The organism is Pseudarthrobacter sp. P1, assembly GCF_050156935.1.
Taxonomy (GTDB): Bacteria; Actinomycetota; Actinomycetes; order Actinomycetales; family Micrococcaceae; genus Specibacter.
In genome coordinates this window covers 2815289-2832896 of the sequence record NZ_CP189584.1, presented here as the reverse complement: position 1 = coordinate 2832896, position 17608 = coordinate 2815289, and the positions used below count along the sequence as shown (strand labels likewise).

Annotated in this window: 20 protein-coding genes; 14 read left to right on the top strand and 6 right to left on the bottom strand. The window is 68.4% G+C overall.

The features are described 5' to 3' along the window. Positions 1–401: 401 nt before the first annotated feature. The 3 genes from ACQCSX_RS13380 (at position 402) to ACQCSX_RS13370 (ending at position 2001) form a co-directional block, all read left to right on the top strand. On the top strand, positions 402–599 hold the full coding sequence (locus ACQCSX_RS13380; protein ID WP_427015799.1) for a hypothetical protein: 198 nt from the start codon (positions 402–404) through the stop codon (positions 597–599). A gap of 6 nt (positions 600–605) precedes the next feature. Next, a complete protein-coding gene (locus ACQCSX_RS13375) occupies positions 606–1394 on the top strand; it encodes a hypothetical protein (RefSeq protein ID WP_427015798.1) in 789 nt (262 codons plus the stop codon). A 91-nt stretch (positions 1395–1485) separates the two neighbouring features. Then, the gene (locus ACQCSX_RS13370; RefSeq protein ID WP_427015797.1) at positions 1486–2001 is read left to right on the top strand and encodes a DUF1097 domain-containing protein; all 516 of its coding nucleotides are present in this window, start codon (positions 1486–1488) and stop codon (positions 1999–2001) included. Between the two features lie 10 nt (positions 2002–2011). Here ACQCSX_RS13370 and lhgO read toward each other — a convergent pair whose 3' ends face one another. Beyond that, a complete protein-coding gene (gene lhgO / locus ACQCSX_RS13365; protein WP_427015796.1) occupies positions 2012–3229 on the bottom strand; it encodes an L-2-hydroxyglutarate oxidase in 1218 nt (405 codons plus the stop codon). A 30-nt stretch (positions 3230–3259) separates the two neighbouring features. Beyond that, on the bottom strand, positions 3260–3712 hold the full coding sequence (locus tag ACQCSX_RS13360) for a UPF0158 family protein (protein WP_427015795.1): 453 nt from the start codon (positions 3710–3712) through the stop codon (positions 3260–3262). A gap of 162 nt (positions 3713–3874) precedes the next feature. On the opposite strand from ACQCSX_RS13360, the gene ACQCSX_RS13355 reads away from it, so the two are divergent. From ACQCSX_RS13355 to ACQCSX_RS13315, 9 genes are all read left to right on the top strand, one after another. After that, positions 3875–4174, top strand: a complete 300-nt coding sequence (locus ACQCSX_RS13355) for an acylphosphatase (protein WP_427015794.1) — start codon at positions 3875–3877, stop codon at positions 4172–4174. Positions 4175–4292: 118 nt separating this feature from the next. Next, on the top strand, positions 4293–4679 hold the full coding sequence (locus ACQCSX_RS13350; protein WP_427015793.1) for a DUF1304 domain-containing protein: 387 nt from the start codon (positions 4293–4295) through the stop codon (positions 4677–4679). Between the two features lie 79 nt (positions 4680–4758). Beyond that, the gene (locus ACQCSX_RS13345; RefSeq protein ID WP_427015792.1) at positions 4759–4950 is read left to right on the top strand and encodes a hypothetical protein; all 192 of its coding nucleotides are present in this window, start codon (positions 4759–4761) and stop codon (positions 4948–4950) included. Between the two features lie 118 nt (positions 4951–5068). Continuing rightward, positions 5069–6421 carry a 23S rRNA (adenine(2503)-C(2))-methyltransferase RlmN gene (gene rlmN, locus ACQCSX_RS13340; protein ID WP_427015791.1) on the top strand — a complete coding sequence of 451 codons (1353 nt, stop codon included), beginning with the start codon at positions 5069–5071 and terminating at the stop codon, positions 6419–6421. 5 nt (positions 6422–6426) lie between these two features. After that, positions 6427–7638, top strand: a complete 1212-nt coding sequence (locus ACQCSX_RS13335) for a pyridoxal phosphate-dependent aminotransferase (RefSeq protein WP_427015790.1) — start codon at positions 6427–6429, stop codon at positions 7636–7638. Between the two features lie 83 nt (positions 7639–7721). Continuing rightward, entirely contained in the window at positions 7722–8705 is a 984-nt protein-coding gene (locus tag ACQCSX_RS13330; protein ID WP_427015789.1) for an ABC transporter ATP-binding protein, read from the top strand. Continuing rightward, on the top strand, positions 8702–9454 hold the full coding sequence (locus ACQCSX_RS13325; protein ID WP_427015788.1) for an ABC transporter permease: 753 nt from the start codon (positions 8702–8704) through the stop codon (positions 9452–9454). The genes ACQCSX_RS13330 and ACQCSX_RS13325 overlap by 4 nt, the downstream gene beginning before the upstream one ends. After that, on the top strand, positions 9391–10593 hold the full coding sequence (locus ACQCSX_RS13320) for a sensor histidine kinase (protein ID WP_427015787.1): 1203 nt from the start codon (positions 9391–9393) through the stop codon (positions 10591–10593). Before ACQCSX_RS13325 ends, ACQCSX_RS13320 begins: the two co-directional genes overlap by 64 nt. Further along, positions 10590–11195, top strand: a complete 606-nt coding sequence (locus ACQCSX_RS13315; RefSeq protein WP_427015786.1) for a response regulator — start codon at positions 10590–10592, stop codon at positions 11193–11195. The genes ACQCSX_RS13320 and ACQCSX_RS13315 overlap by 4 nt, the downstream gene beginning before the upstream one ends. Before the next feature lie 66 nt (positions 11196–11261). Here the strand turns inward: ACQCSX_RS13315 and ACQCSX_RS13310 are convergent, their stop codons facing one another. From ACQCSX_RS13310 to ACQCSX_RS13300, 3 genes are all read right to left on the bottom strand, one after another. Next, positions 11262–11696, bottom strand: coding sequence for an acyl-CoA thioesterase (locus tag ACQCSX_RS13310; RefSeq protein ID WP_427015785.1), 435 nt, complete (start codon positions 11694–11696; stop codon positions 11262–11264). A 65-nt stretch (positions 11697–11761) separates the two neighbouring features. Then, entirely contained in the window at positions 11762–12664 is a 903-nt protein-coding gene (locus ACQCSX_RS13305; protein WP_427015784.1) for a hypothetical protein, read from the bottom strand. Positions 12665–12699: 35 nt separating this feature from the next. Next, positions 12700–14367 carry an alpha-L-fucosidase gene (locus tag ACQCSX_RS13300; RefSeq protein ID WP_427015783.1) on the bottom strand — a complete coding sequence of 556 codons (1668 nt, stop codon included), beginning with the start codon at positions 14365–14367 and terminating at the stop codon, positions 12700–12702. 210 nt (positions 14368–14577) lie between these two features. On the opposite strand from ACQCSX_RS13300, the gene ACQCSX_RS13295 reads away from it, so the two are divergent. Next, positions 14578–14976: a DUF2695 domain-containing protein gene (locus tag ACQCSX_RS13295; protein ID WP_427015782.1), complete on the top strand. Its 399-nt coding sequence runs from the start codon at positions 14578–14580 to the stop codon at positions 14974–14976. Between the two features lie 184 nt (positions 14977–15160). Further along, positions 15161–16004, top strand: a protein-coding gene (locus ACQCSX_RS13290; protein WP_427018933.1) for an IS5 family transposase whose coding sequence is annotated in 2 segments (ribosomal slippage) — positions 15161–15466 and positions 15468–16004 — 843 coding nt in all. Because the reading frame shifts where the segments join, the coding sequence is not laid out codon by codon here. On the opposite strand, the gene purB is transcribed toward ACQCSX_RS13290, so the two are convergent. Next, positions 16001–17443 carry an adenylosuccinate lyase gene (gene purB, locus ACQCSX_RS13285; protein ID WP_427015781.1) on the bottom strand — a complete coding sequence of 481 codons (1443 nt, stop codon included), beginning with the start codon at positions 17441–17443 and terminating at the stop codon, positions 16001–16003. The two genes, ACQCSX_RS13290 and purB, sit on opposite strands and share 4 nt — an antisense overlap. Positions 17444–17608: the final 165 nt, after the last annotated feature.

Genomic DNA, 17608 nt, shown 5'->3' with positions numbered 1-17608 from the left:
TTTCTCTCCGCGGCCGCCGTTCAAGGACCTTTTGGCGGCCGCGTGGTCCTTGAACGGGACCCGCACACGCACCGACCCCCCTTCCCTATACCCCCATGCCCGATGAAAGGTAGTCACAATGACGTCGACTGCTACAGCCCCTTTGGCGACAACACCCAAGAAGATCCGCATCGGCGCGCTGATGGTGGCCCTGTTGGCCGCCTGCACCGCCTTCCAGCTCAACGCCAGCATGCTCAGTCCGGCCCTGGTCACCATGGCCGGGGAATTGCACACCGATGAAGTCAGCATTGGGCTCTCGCAGACGGCATTCTTTACCAGCACGGCACTTTTCGGCCTCTTCCGTCCGCGCTGGAGCGACATTGCCGGCCGCCGCAAGATCCTTGATTCTGATGGTTGCCGGCATGACTGTGGGGGCGGTGCTGGCGGCTGTCAATGGCGGCATCGCGGGCGTGGATGCCCTGGCCGGCGGATACCTCGCCACCGCGTTCGGGTTCCGTTCCATCTTCTGGGTGATCACCGGCGTCGGCGTGCTGGCCACCTACCTGGTGGTGCGCATTGCTCCGGACTCCCGGCCGTCGGCAGGGGTCAAGATGGACTGACGCGGCGTGGTGCCGTTGGTCCTCGCCATCCTGTTCCTGCAAATGGCGGTGAACGAAACCGGCAAGCTGGGCGCTGCCAACTTCGCCCACGTGGGCACGTTTGTGGCGCTCGGGCTGGCCTCCGGCGTCGTGTTCTGGTGGCTCGAATCCCGGACCGCCGAACCGCTGGCATCCCCGGCCCTGCTCAAGCAGCGCTCCACCTGGGCCATGGTGCTGACCACCATCCTGACCATGACGGGCGTTTTCGCCACCGTCAACGGCGTGATGATGTCGCTGGCCCAGAATGCCGAGGTTGGCTTCAACCTGCAGGCCGATGCCGCGTCGTTGCTGCTGCTGACGCCGTATGCGCTGGTCGGCTGGCTGGTGGGGCCCTTCGCCGGGAAGATGGCCCCGATCCTGGGGTACCGCACCATTCTGCGCATCGGGCTGGTGGGCAGCATTGTGGGCATCGTGATCCTGGCCGTCTGGGGCGTCCACTCGCTGCCGCTGCTGATCGGCGGCACAGTGCTGCTGGGCGCGACCTATGCCGGCATGGCGAACATCATGCTCAACGGCCTGGGCGTGGTGCTTTCGCCCAAGGACAATCCCGGATTCCTGCCCGGCTTGAACGCCTCCGGGTTCGGCCTGGGTGCCGGGCTGAGTTTCGCCATCATGCCGGCCGTGCAGATGGCCTCCGGCGGGGCCACGCTGGGCGGATACTCCTCCTCCATGCTGGTGGGCGCGGCCATCACCGGAGCGGCCCTCCTCATGTCCCTGCTCATTCCGAAGCCAAACAACGCCGAAGTAGAGCACTAATCATTTTCAAACGGCGCCCCGGGGTTTCCTTCGGAATTTCCTGCCGGGGCGCCGTTTGACGTTTCAAAGGAATGGACCAATGCGTTTACGGATGCCCATGGAAGCCTCGGCCACAGTATTGGCTGCCTCCACTGTCTTTATCGGCGGCGCGGTGCTGAACCTGCCGATCTGGGGGATCTTTCTGGGCTGGGCCGCCACCTCGCTGTGCGGCGGACCGTCACGGTCGTCCTTCACGGCGTTGGGCCGGACCCTGCTGGTGGGGGCGCTCTTCGCGCTGGCCGCGGTGTGGCTGCAGGGATTCCTGGCGTCCATCGCCGGGCCGGCCATTCCAGCATGGGTGCCCTTGCTGGCATCCATGCTGGTGATGAACCCGGGCATGTTCATCGGCTTCTCCACCGTGCTGGCAACGCATCTTGGACACTTTGGCCCCAGGCCCGGCGACATCGTTGCCGCCTTCGTGTGCGGCCTGGGCATGAATCTGCTGGGGATCGGGTTCGCGTGGGCGGCCACGGCGATGTCGTGTCCGCGTGGCGCCGAGGTGGAGCCGGACGCAGCGGTCCAGGCCTGCCGGCCCGCGAAAGCCGCCGCCATCCCCGCCTCCCGGTAGCAGTGTCGGCTCAGCCGGTTGCGGGGATCCCCAGCCGGTCGAGCACACCCGCCACCACATGTTCGGCAATCGCCAGGGACGAGGTGGCTCCGGGGGACGGTGCGTTGCGGACACAGGTCAGCCGGCCGGAGGCGGCGATGGCAAAGTCGTCCAGCAGGCCGCCGTCGTCGTCCATGGCCTGGGCCCGGATGCCGCGGCCGCCGGGGACGACGTCGGCCAGGCGCAGGCCCGGCACGTACCGGGCGGCGGCCCGGACGAACAGCCGCTTGCTGAGCACGGTCTGCGCCTCCCGGATGGCAGCGGGGACGTTGCGGGCGGCAAACTTCCAGAACCCGGGAAAGGCAAGGGTTTCGGCGGTGTCGCGGAGCGAGGCATGCCGCCAAGAGTAGGCCTCGCGCCCGGGGGAGAGGAACGCGTTGGGCCCCAGCATTACTTCGCCGTCGATCCGCTTGGTCAGATGCACGCCCAGAAAGGGGTAGCGCGGATCCGGGACCGGGTAGATGAGGCCACGCACCAGCGCCCGCTTGGCCGGGGCGAGCAGAACGTAGTCGCCAAAGAACGGCACCACCCGCGGCGAGACGGTATCGCCGGCCGCCCGGGACACCCGGTCCGACTGCAGCCCGGCGCAGGTGACCACCAGGTCAAAGGTCTCGGCGGTGTCGCGCGTGGCCACCGTGACGCCGGCGCCCGTGTCCCGGATGCTGGTGACCTCGGCGCCGAAGAGGATGCGACCGCCGCCGGCCAGCACATCGGCCGCCAGGGCGCGGGTGACGGCCGAATAGTCCACAATGGCCGTATACGGGGAGTGCAGGGCCGCAATTCCCCGCGCGGCGGGCTCGACCTCCTGCAACTGCGCCGCCGTGAGCATGCGGACGCCGGGGAAGCCGTTGGCCACCGCGCGCGCAAAAATGGCGTGCAGCCGTTCCAGCTCCGAGGCGTTCTGCGCCACCACCACCTTGCCGCACTCCTCGTACGGCAGGCCCTTGGCCGCGCAGAAGTCTTTCAGCAGCTCCACCCCGCGCCGGCACAGCGTGGCCTTGAGTCCGCCCGGTTCGTAGTACAGGCCCGCATGCACCACCCCGGAGTTGTGCCCTGTTTGGTGTGCCGCCAGGCCGTCCTCTTTTTCGAAAATCGTTGTGGTGGCACCGGGGATGCGGTTCATCAGTTCGCGGGCCACGGCAGTGCCAATGATCCCGCCTCCGACGACGGCGCAACGCTGGACGGGCATGGGGCCTCCTGCTCTCGGGTATCTACGACCTTAGTGCGGATGGACCTGCCCCGGGGCGGCGGATGAATCCACGACGCCGGCCTCGACAAGCCATTGAACACAGCGCAGGCGCATGGCGTGGTCGTGGAATGTGTGCCACTGCTGCCGAAGGTCAGGGAAGTCCACGAGGGTGTCCTTGAATCTCCGGAAGGGGTGCCGGGCCTGAAGAGCGGCCCGGAGCCGTTGCACCGCTCCCGGATCCGCCAGCGATGCAACGAAGGATTCCATCTCAGCGAAGCCCTCGTACGATGGCGTCGGGTCGATCCTGATGACGCCGCGGTCGTCCAGATCGTCCGCCGATTCATCCGTGTCGTCCTCGACCACCTCCGACCAGAAGCCGATCTCGCCCGTTGCCGGATCCAGCCACCAAAAGGACTCGTAGTCAGTCTGGAACTCCAAGGCCATGGCTAGATCGTCAAGATCAATATTGTCCAAAGTGAGCATGGCGCGTTCCCTTCGTTCCGGGACCCTCCCGCGGCGTTGCCAAGGCAGGCTTCGTGCCGACGTGGATCCATCCCACTTCAAGCATGTCCGCCAGCGGAAATCCTGTCTATGATTGCACCGCGTCCGGGGCCAGGAAGGCGCCCCCGGACGTAGGCTGGTGCCATGGTTGGGCAGGAGGGCGCCGGGGCGGCGGGCATCCGGCTGACGGCGCGGGTCACAGGCATGGTGCAGGGCGTGGGGTTCCGCTACCTGACGGCCCGTACGGCCCGCGGGTTGGGCCTGGACGGAACGGCCACGAACCTGGCCGACGGCTCGGTGGAAATCATCGCCGAGGGTACGCCCCAGGACGTGGCGGCGCTGCTGGCGTGGCTCCAATCGACCAACGCTCCGGGCTGGGTGGACGCCGTCGCCGTGGACTACGGCCCGGCGCTGGGCGGATTCGCCGGCTTTGGCCGCGGATAGCCGGGACTGTGCGTGGGCTTTCGGCAACTGCCGCGCTTCCGTTCCGCGGTCCCGCCCTGCAGTAGGTTGATTCCAGCGGACCGGAACCCTCTGGGCCGCGTCGCTGGAAAGGCCCACCATGCTCATCGCCGCCTCCGTATTCGCCGGCCTGGCCGCACTGGTCCACGTTTACATCTTTGTGCTGGAGTCCCTGCGCTGGACCGCCCCGGCCACCCGGAAAACCTTTGGCACCACGGAGGCCGAGGCCCTGGCCACCAAGGAACTGGCCTTCAACCAGGGTTTCTACAACCTTTTCCTGGGCGCCGTCGCGGTGGCCGGCATCATCGCCATCGCGGTGGGGGCAGCGGCGGTGGGCGAGGCCCTGCTGCTGGCCGGTGCCGGATCCATGGTCCTGGCCGGGCTGGTGCTGCTGGCCAGCTCGCCGTCGAAGGTCCGCGCGGCCCTGGTCCAGCTCACCTTCCCGGCCATCGCCGTCGTACTCACCTTGCTCTGGCTGGCCTTCTAACCCTTGTTCCGGGCGTCCGGCGGGCATAGCGTTTAACCAGGCCGCTAGCGAAGCGAACCAATCGAAGGGGATGACCGGCATGGAGATTCACATGTGGTGGCTGGCACTGGACGTACGGGCCAAGGAATGGCTCCGCGAGAATCCAGAGTCTGCGTCCCTCCCGCCCGATGTCGCGATGGAAGTGCTGGCCGCGGGCGGCGAGCTGGCCAACGGCACCCTGACGGCGAAGGAATGGGATTTCATCGAGACCCAATCCCAATTCATCGACTAGCGGCGTTCCTCCCAAGCCACGCCCGACGGCGGCGCCCACCAATGGCGGTGCGCGCCGCCGCCGTGTGCGGCCAGTGGACACATCTGGCCATTGGACACAGGATGGGACAATGGAGAAGATGACTTCCCCCGAAAATGCCCCCGCTGCCCCCGCGCACCACCGCACCAAGACCTCCGACGCCATTGCCGCCCGCGCAGACCGCCCCGCCAAGCACCAGGCCTCCGAGCGCCGCCATGCCGATGAGGCCGAGGCCAAGCGGATCTCCGAAGGCCGCGCCAAGCTGGAAGGCCGCACCCAGGTGCGCCCCACTGCCGAGGGCTGGAAGCAGGCCATGGATGCCGAGGGCCGCCCCAAGCTGGAATTCGCCTCGCGCCCGCGCGTGTCCCAGCCGCCGGTGCACCTGGCCGACCTGACGTTGGCCGAGCGCGCGGACAAGCTCAAGGAGCTGGGCCTGCCGGCCTTCCGCGCCAAGCAGCTTTCGGTGCACTATTTCCAGCACTACACCACGGACCCGGCGTTGATGAGCGACCTCCCCAAGGACGGCCGCGAGGAGCTGGTGAAGGCCATGTTCCCGACGCTGCTGACCGAGGTCAAGCGCCTGTCCACGGACAAGGGCGACACAGTGAAGTTCCTGTGGCGCCTCTTTGACGGCTCCCTGGTGGAGTCGGTGCTGATGCGCTACCCCGGCCGGATCACTCTGTGCGTGTCCAGCCAGTGCGGCTGCGGCATGAACTGCCCGTTCTGCGCCACCGGCCAGGCGGGCCTGACCCGCAACATGTCGGCGGCGGAGATCCTGGACCAGATCGTCCAGGCCAACCGCGTGATTGCCGAAGGCGGCCTGGGCGGCAAGCGCAAGGACGGGGGGCACGACGCCGAGCGCGTCACCAACATTGTCTTCATGGGCATGGGCGAGCCGCTGGCCAACTACAAGCGCGTGATGACCGCCGTGCACCGCATGGTGGACGAGGCCCCCGAGGGCCTGGGCATGAGCGCCCGCAACATCACCGTCTCCACCGTGGGCCTGGTCCCGGCCATCAACAAGCTGGCCGACGAGAACCTTCCCTTCACCTTTGCGCTGAGCCTGCACGCTCCGGACGACGAGCTCCGCGACGAGCTGATCCCGGTCAACAGCCGCTGGAAGGTGGACGAGGCCCTGGACGCAGCGTACGGCTACTACGAGAAGACCGGCCGCCGCGTTTCCATCGAGTACGCACTGATCAAGGACATGAACGACCACGGCTGGCGTGCGGACTTGCTGGCCCGCAAGCTCAACTCCCGCGGCCGTGGCTGGGTGCACGTCAACCCGATCCCGCTGAACCCGACCCCGGGCTCCATCTGGACCGCCTCGGAGCCGGACGTCACGCGCGAGTTTGTCGACCGTTTGATTGCCGCCGGCGTCCCCACCACGCTGCGCGACACCCGCGGCAAGGAGATCGACGGCGCCTGCGGCCAGCTGGCTGCGGCCGAGTAGCCGCGATGGCGTTGTCCGTGGCTGCGCGTGCGCAGGTGCCGCCGTTCCAGGTGATGGACATCCTGGCCCGGGTGGCGGAGCTGCGCGCTGCCGGTCGTGACGTCGTCTCGCTGTGCGCCGGCGAACCCAGCGGCGGCGCTCCAACCGCGGTGTCGGCCGTGGCTGCTGCCCTGCATGCCTCCGGGGCGGCCCTGACCTACACCCCGGCGTTGGGCACAGCGCCGCTCCGCGCGGCCATCGCCGGGCACTACAAGCGCTGGTATGGCCTGGACGTGCCCGCCCGCAATGTCGCCGTCACCACCGGCTCCTCCGGGGCGTTTCTGCTGCTGTTCCTGGCCGCCTTCAACGCCGGGGACAAGGTGGCGCTGGCCCGCCCGGGCTACCCCGCCTACCGGAACATCCTGCGCGCCCTCGGCGTGGAGGTGGTGGAGCTGGACTGCGGCCCCGAAAGCCGGTACCAGCCCACGCCGGAGCTGCTGGAGGCGGCGGTGCGCGAGCACGGCCAGCTGGCCGGGCTGATGCTGGCCTCGCCGGCGAATCCAACCGGGACCATGGTGTCCCGTACAGAACTGTCCGCGCTGTCCGCCTGGTGCGCCGGAAACGATGTCCGCCTCATCAGCGACGAGATCTACCATGGCATCACCTACCCGGCCGCTGGCGCCGCCGACCCGCGCGGTGTCTGCGCCTGGGAGCTGGACGCCAACGCCGTCGTCATCTCCAGCTTCTCCAAGTACTGGGGGATGACCGGCTGGCGGCTGGGCTGGGCGCTGGTCCCGGACGGCCTGCTGGCCGCCGTCGACGCCTTGGCCGGCAATGTGGCGCTGTGCCCGCCGGCCCCGGCACAGTATGCCGCCGTCGACGCCTTCAGTGCGGCATCGTACGCGGAAGCTGAGGTGTCCGTGGCCGAGTTTGCCGCGACCCGCGCCGCGCTGCTGGAGAACCTGCCCCGGCTGGGCTGGGGCGCCGCCGCACCGGCCGACGGTGCGTTCTACCTCTATGCCGAATTGGGCCCGGCGCTGGCGGGCTTTGCCGACTCCGCGCAATACTGTGCGGCACTGCTGGAGGCCGAGGGCGTGGCCCTGGTGCCCGGTGGGGATTTCGACGGCGTGCGCGGCACCCGGGCCGTGCGGCTCAGCTTTGCCGCCGGCCGCGCCGCCGTGCTGGAGGCCGTGGAGCGGATCGTGCGGTTCCAGGCGGGCCACCACGCACGAGCCTGATCCGGGGTGCATGACAACTGTCATGCCGAAGTGGTGACAGCAGCCCCTTCTGCGCGGGGGCAGGGTCCGGAAGACTCGTAGGCATGGAACTTGTTGAACCACTGGCCACCGCTGCCGGCATGGTCGCCACCGCGGATGAAACCGCATCTGCACCCCCTGTGACCGTCCTCGATGTACGCTCCGTACGCAAAACCTACCGCGCCCCAGGCGGGCCGTTCAACGCCGTCGACGGCGTTGATCTCACCGTGCGGGCCGGCGAAATCGTCGCTCTGCTGGGCCACAACGGGGCCGGCAAGACCACTACCATCGACATGCTGCTGGGACTCACGGTGCCCTCCGGTGGCAGCATCACCGTCTTCGGCCAGACTCCGCGCGAGGCCGTGGACGCCGGACTGGTCTCGACCGTGCTGCAGACCGGCGGGCTGCTGCGCGATCTCACGGTGCGCGAAACCGTCACGGCCATTGCCGCGCTGCACCATTGCAAGGAGCGCGTACCGGAGGTGCTGGAGAAGACAGGGCTCACGGCGCTGGCCAAACGCAAGGTGTCCAAGTGCTCAGGTGGGGAGCAGCAGCGGCTGAAGTTTGCGCTCGCACTGCTGCCCAATCCGCGGCTGCTGGTGCTGGACGAGCCCACCGCAGGCATGGATGTGGCGGCCCGCCGGGAATTCTGGGACACGATGCGCCAGGAGGCCCGCGACGGCAGGACCGTCATTTTCGCCACTCACTATCTGGAGGAGGCGGAGGCTTTTGCCCAACGAACCATCCTGATGGGCCGCGGGCGCATCCTGGCGGACCGGCCCACGGCGGAGCTGCGCGGCGGCTTTGCCGGCCGCACCGTTACGGCCACGCTGGCAGGCGCTGGAATCGCCGATCCTCGGCTGGCGGTGCTGCGCGCCATGGCTGGCGTCACCGCCGTCGAGCTTGACCGCGAACGCGTGAGCGTCACCGGCACCGAATCCGACGCCGTTGCCCTGGCCCTGCTCACCGAGCTGGACGGCACGGCCTTGGAGATTGCCGCCCCCACCCTGGAGGACGCATTCCTCACCCTGACCGAGGAGAATCGATGAACGCCACCTACATCCGGATCGAACTGGTCCGCCAGAGCCGCGACGTCACCAACCTCATGTTCATGCTGCTGATGCCGGTGGTCATGTACCTGCTCTTTGGCAACATGTTCGACGGCGGCAACGCCTCCGCCGGGCACGGCAACGTGAAGTTCTACATCATGGTCTCGATGGCCGCCTACGGAGCGGCGACGGCCACCACGGGCATCGCCGGGACCGCCGCCACCGAGTCCCTGCTCGGCTGGGGGCGGCAGCTCGGCCTGACCCCAATGCGGCCGGCCGGATTTGTTGCCAGCAAGGTGGCAGTGGCACTGACCGTGGCGGCGGCGACCATTGCCGCCGTCTATGCCATCGGCGCCGTCACCGGTGCGCAGGCGCAGAATGCCGGCGTCTGGCTGGCCTCCGGGCTGCTGACGCTCCTGCTGTGCAGCATGTTTGCGCTCTTTGGGCTGGCGGCCGGACTGCTGTTCAAATCGGAGAACGCCATCGGCGTGGCCAGCGGGTCGCTCGTGTTCTTCTCCTTCTTCGGCAACGTGTTCATGCCACTTTCCGGAACCATGCTGGACATCGCACGTTTCACCCCGATGTACGGCTACGCCGGCCTGGCCCGGTTCCCGCTGACGGAGGGCGCCACCGCCGCGTCGGGAGGCACGGATCCGCTCTGGGCATTGGTGACTAATGTGGTGGCATGGACCCTGATCTTCGCCGCCACCGCCATCTGGGCCGTCCGCGGATCGCGCGGACGCCGGTGAACCTTCCCACTCTGGACACTGAAAACATGCCGGACACCGGGGCCGGGCCGGTCGGCCTCGCGGCCCCGGCCAATCCCTGGGCCACATACTCATGGCTGATGGCAGCCGTCTGGGTGGTGTTCTTGGCCTTTCCGGTAATGGCGGTGGCACGGCTGGACGGCCCACTGTGGGCACAGCTGACCGGCTATGTGCTGGTCGTTGTGTTTGGCACCGTCTACGTGTTGTCCTTCCTCAAGGTCCCTGGCGGCCTGGGCAAAGCCAGCGACTCCTACGGCAAGCCCTGGGCCTTCTTCGCCGCTCTTGCAGCGGTGGCAGCCGCCTGTATCCCCATCATCGGCCTGGACGTACTCAGCTTTGCGCCCTTCCTCCTCAGCGTGGCCGCCTACTTGCTGCCACCGCCGACGATGTGGTGGGTGGGCGGCATCGGGCTCGCCGCTACTGTGCTCCTGCCGTTGGCCTTCGGGCAGGGCCTGGCCTTCCTCTCGCTGGCCGGCATCATGGTGGCGCTAATGGCCATGCACGGCGTCAGTACGGTCCTTATCCGCCGCGGTGCGGAACACGAGACCCTGCAGCACGAGTACTTGGTGGTCACCGAGCGGGACAGGATGGCCCGGGATGTACACGATCTCCTAGGCCATTCGCTCACGGTCCTCGCGCTCAAGGCCCAACTGGCCGAGCGCCTCCTGGACGTGGACCCTGACCGTGCCCGCGCGGAACTGGCCGACATCCGCACCATCACGGCGGAGGCGCTCGCGGGGGTCAGGGCGACGGTCAGCGGCCGGCGCCGCTCCGGTCTGGCGGATGAACTGGCCCATGCCGGATCCGCACTCCGGGCGGCGGGGATCCGGCATTCTGTCGGCGGCGATCCGGCAACGGTGGAGCCGGCGTTGGCGCTGCCCTTGGCCTGGGTGCTGCGCGAGGCCGTGACCAACATCCTCCGCCATGCCAGGGCCAGCGAGTGCCGGATTGAATTCTCCCCACGGCGCCTGCGCGTGAGCGATGACGGCAATGGCCCGGGGCCCGGCGGCCAGGAGGGCAATGGTCTGCGGGGCATGCGCGAACGAGCGACTATGGCAGGAGCCCTGCTGCAGATTGGCCCCGCCAGCGACGGCGGAACCCAAGTGGAGGTGACCTGGTGATCCGGGTGCTGCTGGCCGATGACCAGGCCCTGGTGCTCGGGGCACTGGCTGCCCTGTTGGATTTGGAACCCGACATCGACGTCGTTGCCCAGGTTGCTTCCGGCGCTCTGGTGGTGGACGCCGCGGGTGAAAACCGGGCCGATGTGTGCCTGCTGGACGTCCAGATGCCGGGAATGGACGGAATCGAGGCTGCGGCCGCCGTGCGTGCCGCACTGCCCGCCTGCAAGGTGCTCATGGTCACGACTTTCGACCGGCCCGGATACCTGCGCCGGGCCCTGGCGGCGGGTGCCGCCGGCTATGTGGTCAAAGACATTCCGGCAGATGAGCTGGCGGCGGCGGTGCGGGCCGTGCATGCAGGCCGGCGCGTGGTGGACCCGGGGCTGGCCACCGAGTCATTGTTGGACGGCGAGAACCCACTGACCCAGCGGGAACAGGAGTTGCTGAGGCTGGCTGGTGCAGGATTGGCGGTGGCAAAGATTGCCGGCACCGTCCACCTGTCCGCCGGGACCGTGCGCAACCATCTGTCCTCCGCCATTGGCAAGACGGGGTCCAGCAACAGGATTGAAGCGGCCCGGACGGCCATCAGCCGGGGATGGCTCTAATCCGCCTGCCGCAGCGCCCGTCGTCCACCTGACCGGGGGCGAATGTCCCCACTGCACAAGAGCGCCCTAGTCCGTCGGCGTGAAGTGGCCCAGGTGCTGGTGCGGGACGCGGTCGCGGTCGTAGGTGATCTCCGTGTAGCCGTGGGCCGCCGGCTTGCCGTCCTCGCCCAGGTTCACGAAGACGATCTTGTCGATGGTCAGGATGGACTCGCGGGTGAACATATTGCGCACCTCGGCCCGCATGGTCAGCGACGTCCGGCCGAAATGCGTGGCGGTCAGGCCCATCTCGATCAGATCGCCCTGCCGGGCCGATGAGACGAAGTTGATCTCGGACATGTACTTGGTGACCGCGCGGCCATTCCCCAGCTGGACGATGGCATAGATGGCCGCCTCCTCGTCGATCCAACGCAGCAGGCTGCCGCCGAAGAGCGTGCCGTTGGCGTTGAGGTCTTCGGGCCGGACCCATTTGCGGGTGTGGAAGGTGATGTCGCCTTTTGTCATAGGCCGAACCTACCCGGAAAACGGCAGGCGGAGACAGGGAATGTCCGCAAGAACACACGGGCGGTTCAGCCGCCGGCCCCGCGCGGATCCACCGGTCCGGCCGGCTTCGGCTCCTGGGGCGGGCCAAAGACCCAGCCCTGCGCGGCCAGCGCCGAGAGCGCCTCGTCCACTGCCACCCCGCCGATGTGCGCCGGCCCGCCGCCGCCGTAGGTGGTGACGGTGATGGGCGCATCCGTGGTGCCGTAGCCCCAGAAGGGCGTGTCCGACGCCGCGCAGTTGGTGCCGGCCCGAAAGTAGATGGTGGTGCCCGCGGCGATCTCCGTCTGGCGGAACTGCTCCAACGAGTTGAACGGCCGCTCCTGTGACCCGGTCCCGGCCGTCGGCGCCGTGCAGTCCACGTACAGCTCCATCACCGGGGCCGGCGCGGTGGCCAGCGTTCCGTACAGGGAGATGTTGGCCAGGCGGGCCCGAGCGGGGGTCTGCGTGACGGTGACGCGGAATTGGGCTGCCATGGCGGTGTCCGCGAACTCCACGATCCGCAGCACGCCGATGCTGCCGGCCCCGCCAACCTGGCGCCACCCGCCGTCGACCGCGGCCTCCACGGTGAATGCCTCCACGTTTTGGCCGTGGTTGAGCACGTCCTCGGTGAGGGCGATCCGGTCCACCGGCTGCGGCGAGCCCAGGTCGATCACCACGGATGTCCCGGCCGCCAGCGCCGCGGCGGCGCCGGTGCGGAAGTTGCCGTCCGTGAGCAGGGCCGTGGAGCCGCCGTCGACGGTGGCGGGGCGGCCCAGGGCAAAGTCCTGCGTGAAGGCCTTCGCCCGTTCGGCGGTGAAGCCCGCCAGTGCCGTGGCCGACGACGGCGCCAGCCTGCCCGCCGTCGTCGGCGGCACGTTCAGCAGCAGCACGGCGTTGCGGCCGACGGACTCGTGGTACTTGGTGAGCATCGCGGCTGGCTGCTTGGGCACATCGTCTGGGTGGGCGAACCAACCCGCCGTCAGCCTCATGTCCGCCTCGGCCGGCCACCAATGCAGGCAGTTGGCCGCTCCGCTCCCGACCGCCGCCAGGAGCGAGGCGCGCGAGCCGAGCCCGGTGTCCATCTGGCCCGGAACGCTGTCGATCGGCCCGCCGCCACCGGGCACCGCGACAGGGACGGCGCCCCATTCACTGTCCCGCGCCACGCCTCTTCGTTGCCGACCCAGCGCACGTCCCTGCCGCCCACGGCCACCACGGCGTGGGGCTGCAGCTTGCCGATCAGCTCGTGGAAGGCGGGGTAATCGTACAGCTCCCGCTTGGCGGTGTTGCCGCCGGCGCCGTCGAACCACACCTCGTCGATCTGGCCGTATTCGGTCAGCGTCTCGTACAGCGTGTTCAGGAAAAACGCGCCGTAGTCGGTGGCCTCGTAGTGGAACCGGGGGAGGTCCTTGCCCACCCGGTCGTCGCCGGCCACCAGGGTGGGGATGGTGCGCATGCTCTTGGCGCTGCCGTTGCCGAACACGCCGTCGGCCTCCTGGTTGGAGTCCGCCGGGGACAGGCAGATGCCCACCTTCATGCCGTACCGCCGGGCCGCGGTGGGGAACTCGCGCAGCACATCGCCCTTGCCGCCGCGCCAGGGGGAGGACTTGACGCTGTAGGCGGTGTAGCGGGAGGGGTAGGAGAGGAAGCCGTCGTGGTGCTTGACGGTCAGGATGGCGTAGCGGAAGCCATTGTCGCGCAGCGTCCTGACCCAGCTGTCGGCGTCGAAATCGGTCGGGTTGAACCGCGCCGGATCCTCGGTGCCGTGGCCCCATTCCTGGTCGTAGAAGGTGTTGATGCCAAAGTGCACGAACGCCGTCTGCCGGGCCTCCTGCCACCGCAGCTGGGGCAGGGTGGGGCGCACCAGGGCCGCCTTGGCGAGGATGGTCCGCGGGGAATCGGTGCTGGCCACGGGGATGAAGTTGGCCGGGTCCAGAGCCGGCGGCTCCCAGCTTTCCAGTGCGGTGGTGGCCGGGAGCGGCTGGAAGCCAAAGTCCGACGGCGTGAAGGCCGCCGTCGTGGCCGCCAGACGCACCTTGTGCAGGGTGCCGGTGAAGCCGCGGCCCAGCCCCTCGGCGTTGGCCTCGTTGGCCTCGTTGGCCTCGTTGCCGAAGCCGAAGACGGCGCCCAGGCGGGCCCCGTGAGTGGCCGGATGGCCGCTGGACACCGGGGGAAGCGCCACGCCGTCGAGCCAGACGGTCAGGACCGCGCCCACGGCGGACGGCAGGTAGTGGAAGGAGAGGGCATGTTCCCGGTCCAGTGAAGGGTAGTCCACCTCCGCCACATGCGTGGTCCAGGACTGGCCGGCCAGTGAATCGAAGCCGTAGCGCAACTGCCCGTCCTGGGCGCGGATGTAGACGTTGCCGCCGGTGGCGAACAGGGTGGACATGGTGGCCGGCTCCGTCGGGGTAAACCTGAGCTCGCCCAGGAAACCGCTGTCGGCGGTGCCGGTGGGCAGATCGAAGGGCTCATAGCGGATCCCCTGGGTGCCCCCGGCCAGCCGCACACCACTGCCCGGCACCTGGGTCTCGCCGCCGCTGATGCGGTGGAGGATGCCATGCATCGTCTCGCCCCCCGTGCTGGTGTACGCGGTGGTGCCCATCAGGGATCCGGTGAATCCAACGTTGAGCGAGTCCATCGGGACGGTCTGGGGCACGGGTGCGGGTCCTTTCAGCGTCCTCGCGCCGGGGCCGTGCCCGGGTGCGGGTGCGGTGGTGCGTCCACAGCATCCGATAGTAGCCGGTCCCTGGATCGCGGCCGGCCCTGCACAGCAGGATTCGTTGACCCCGCCATCCCCAAACTCCGTACGGGGCTGGCCGGCTGCCCGGGGCCGCGGAACGCTTGGTCGTGGAAGGAAGGGACTGAGATGGAATTGAATTCTTTTGACGGCATGGAAGCCGAGCTGCGTGCGGTTTCGTCCGCGTTGACGATCCCGCGGAGCCACGAATGTCTGGCGTGCTACGTCCTGCGGATGCTGGACTTCGGCTGCCATGGTGCGCAGTGGATGCGGCGCTATCGGGAACTGCGGGCGCCGCGGGCCACCACGCTGGAACGGCGAATGGCAATGCTCGGCGGGTATTGCGACTGCGAACTCATGATGAATGTGTTCGATCCGAACCCTCGCTACTTTGCCACGAATGAGCTGGGGGAGGTCATTGACCAGCCGATGTTGGAGTGTATGGGAGCCCGCACGGGTTCCACACAGCCATGTCCGTTGTGGATCGGCCGGCGCAACCGTTACGGGTACTCCGAGGGGTGGCCGTAGGCCGGACAGGCGCCCCACAACAGACGGCGGCCCCCACCACAAGGGTGGGAGCCGCCGTCGTACGCCAACCGGTGGAGCTAGGGTGTGTCTCCTAATCAGTGGTTTTGCGGTTTGGCATGATTGATGGGTGCCTTCTCGCTATTCCGTGTTGTCCGATGCCCAGTGGGAGTCCATTGCCCCGTTGATGCCCGATTCGTCGGGGAAACCGGGCCGACCCTTCAACGACCACCGGCTGATGACCGAGGGCATCATCTACCGCTACCGGGCAGGGATCCCATGGCGTGATCTCCCTGCCTATTTCGGGTCGTGGAAGACCGTGTGGAAGCACCACCGCCGCAACGCCGCCAACGGGACCTGGGACAAGGTCCTGGCGGCGTTGCTGACCCGCGCGGACACGGCCGGGCTGATCAACTGGGAGGTCTCGATCGACTCCACGGTCAACCGTGCCCACCAGCACGGCACGAACCTGCCCCGCCACACAGGGGGACCTGTCGAATTACAGGAATCTGCTCGACGAGCCTGAGGACCATGCCATCGGCCGGTCCCGCGGCGGGCTGACCACCAAGATCCACGCCCTGGTGGATGGCAACATGCGTCCCCTGGTCCTGCTGCTGGGGCCGGGCCAGGGCGGGGACTCGCCGATGTTTGAGAACCTCATGGAGGCCCTGAAGGTAGAAAGGCCCGGTCCCGGCCGGGCCCGCACCCGCCCGGACCGGGCCATGGCCGACAAGGCCTATTCCTCCAAAGCAATCCGGGCGTACCTGCGCGGGCGGGGCATCGAGTGCGTTATCCCGGAAAAGGACGACCAGAAGGCCAACCGGAAACGCAAGGGCTCCGCCGGGGGACGCCCCGTCAGATACGACAGGGACGCCTACAAACGGCGCAATGTGGTCGAGCGCAGCTTCAACACCCTCAAGCAATGGCGGTCCCTGGCCACCCGCTACGACAAACTGGCCCTCACCTACCGCTCAGCGGCCGTCCTGCACGCCGTCGTCATCTGGAGCGCCGCATTGGGAGACACACCCTAGCCGGCCAGGTGGTCCACCAGGGCCGGGGCGATGCCGATGTAGCTGCCCGGGGTGAGGGCCAGCAGACGCTCCTGCGCCTCGGCGGACAGGCCCAGGCCGGAGACGAACTCCTGCATGCGGGCGGCGTCCACGCGCTGGCCGCGGGTGAGGTCCTTTAGGCGCTCGTAGGGGTTCTCCATGCCGGGGACACCGGCAATGGCCTCGGCGCGCATGACCATCTGGATGGCCTCGCCGAGCACCTCCCAGTTGTGGTCCAGATCGTCGGCCAGCACGGGCTCCGCGGTGTCCAGCCGGGCCAGGCCGCCCAGGACGTTGTTGATGGCCAGCAGGGAGTGGCCGAATGCCACGCCGATGTTGCGCTGGCTGGAGGAGTCCGTGAGGTCGCGCTGCCAGCGGCTGGTGACCAGGGTGGCACCCAGGGTGTCCAGCAGGGCGGAGGAGATCTCCAGGTTGGCCTCGGCGTTCTCGAAGCGGATCGGGTTCACCTTGTGCGGCATGGTGGAGGAGCCCGTGGCGCCAGCCACCGGGATCTGCGCGAAGTAGCCGATGGAGATGTAGCTCCACACATCGGTGCACAGGTTGTGCAGGATGCGGTTGAAGCGGGCCATGTCGGCGTACAGCTCGGCCTGCCAGTCGTGGGATTCGATCTGCGTGGTCAGCGGGTTCCAGGCCAGGCCCAGGCCCTCCACGAAGCTCTTCGCCACCTGCTGCCAGTCGGCGGAGGGGACGGAGGTGTAGTGAGCGGCGTAGGTGCCGGTGGCGCCGTTGATCTTGCCCAGGTACTCGGTCTTCTCCACGCGTGCGAGCTGGCGGCCCAGGCGGTGCGCGGTGACGGCCAGTTCCTTGCCCAAGGTGGTGGGCGTGGCGGGCTGGCCATGCGTGCGGGAGAGCATGGGGATGTTGCGGTTTTCCTCGGCCATGGCGGCGATCTTGGCCACCAGCTCCTTGGCGGCGGGCAGCCAGACGTTTTCCACGGCGCCCTTGATGCCGACGGCGTAGGAGAGGTTGTTGATGTCCTCGCTGGTGCAGCCGAAGTGCACCAGCGCGGTCAGCTCGTCCAGGCCGATGCCGGGCAGGCGGCGGCCGATGTAGTACTCCACTGCCTTCACGTCGTGCACGGTGACGCGCTCGATCTCGGCCAGCTCGGCCACAGCGGCGGCGTCGAACGCTGTGACGATGGCGCGCAGGGAGGCCTGCTGCTCGCCCGTGAGCGGGGCGGTGCCCGGGAGCACGTTGTTGCTGGTCAGGTGGATGAACCACTCGACCTCAACGGCTACCCGGTCGCGGTTCAGGGCGGCCTCGGAGAGGTAGTCGACCAGCGGTGCCACGGCACCGGAGTAGCGGCCGTCGAGCGGGCCCAGGGCGATGCGCTCTTCGGAGGCGGCCAGCGAAAGCCGTCCGGAGGGGATGCGGGTGGTGGCGTTTGTGGAATCAGACATACCCCAATTCTTCCATGAACCCCGCCGCAGCCCTCCACAGGCCGTTGCGGGGTCCGCGTCATGGACAGATGTCCCGGGGCCACTGCCGCTCCCGGCCGCGCGTTTCTAGCGTGGAAGAACAAGTGGCAGTGGCACCGGAGAACCGGCAGTGCATGTTGGGGCGTC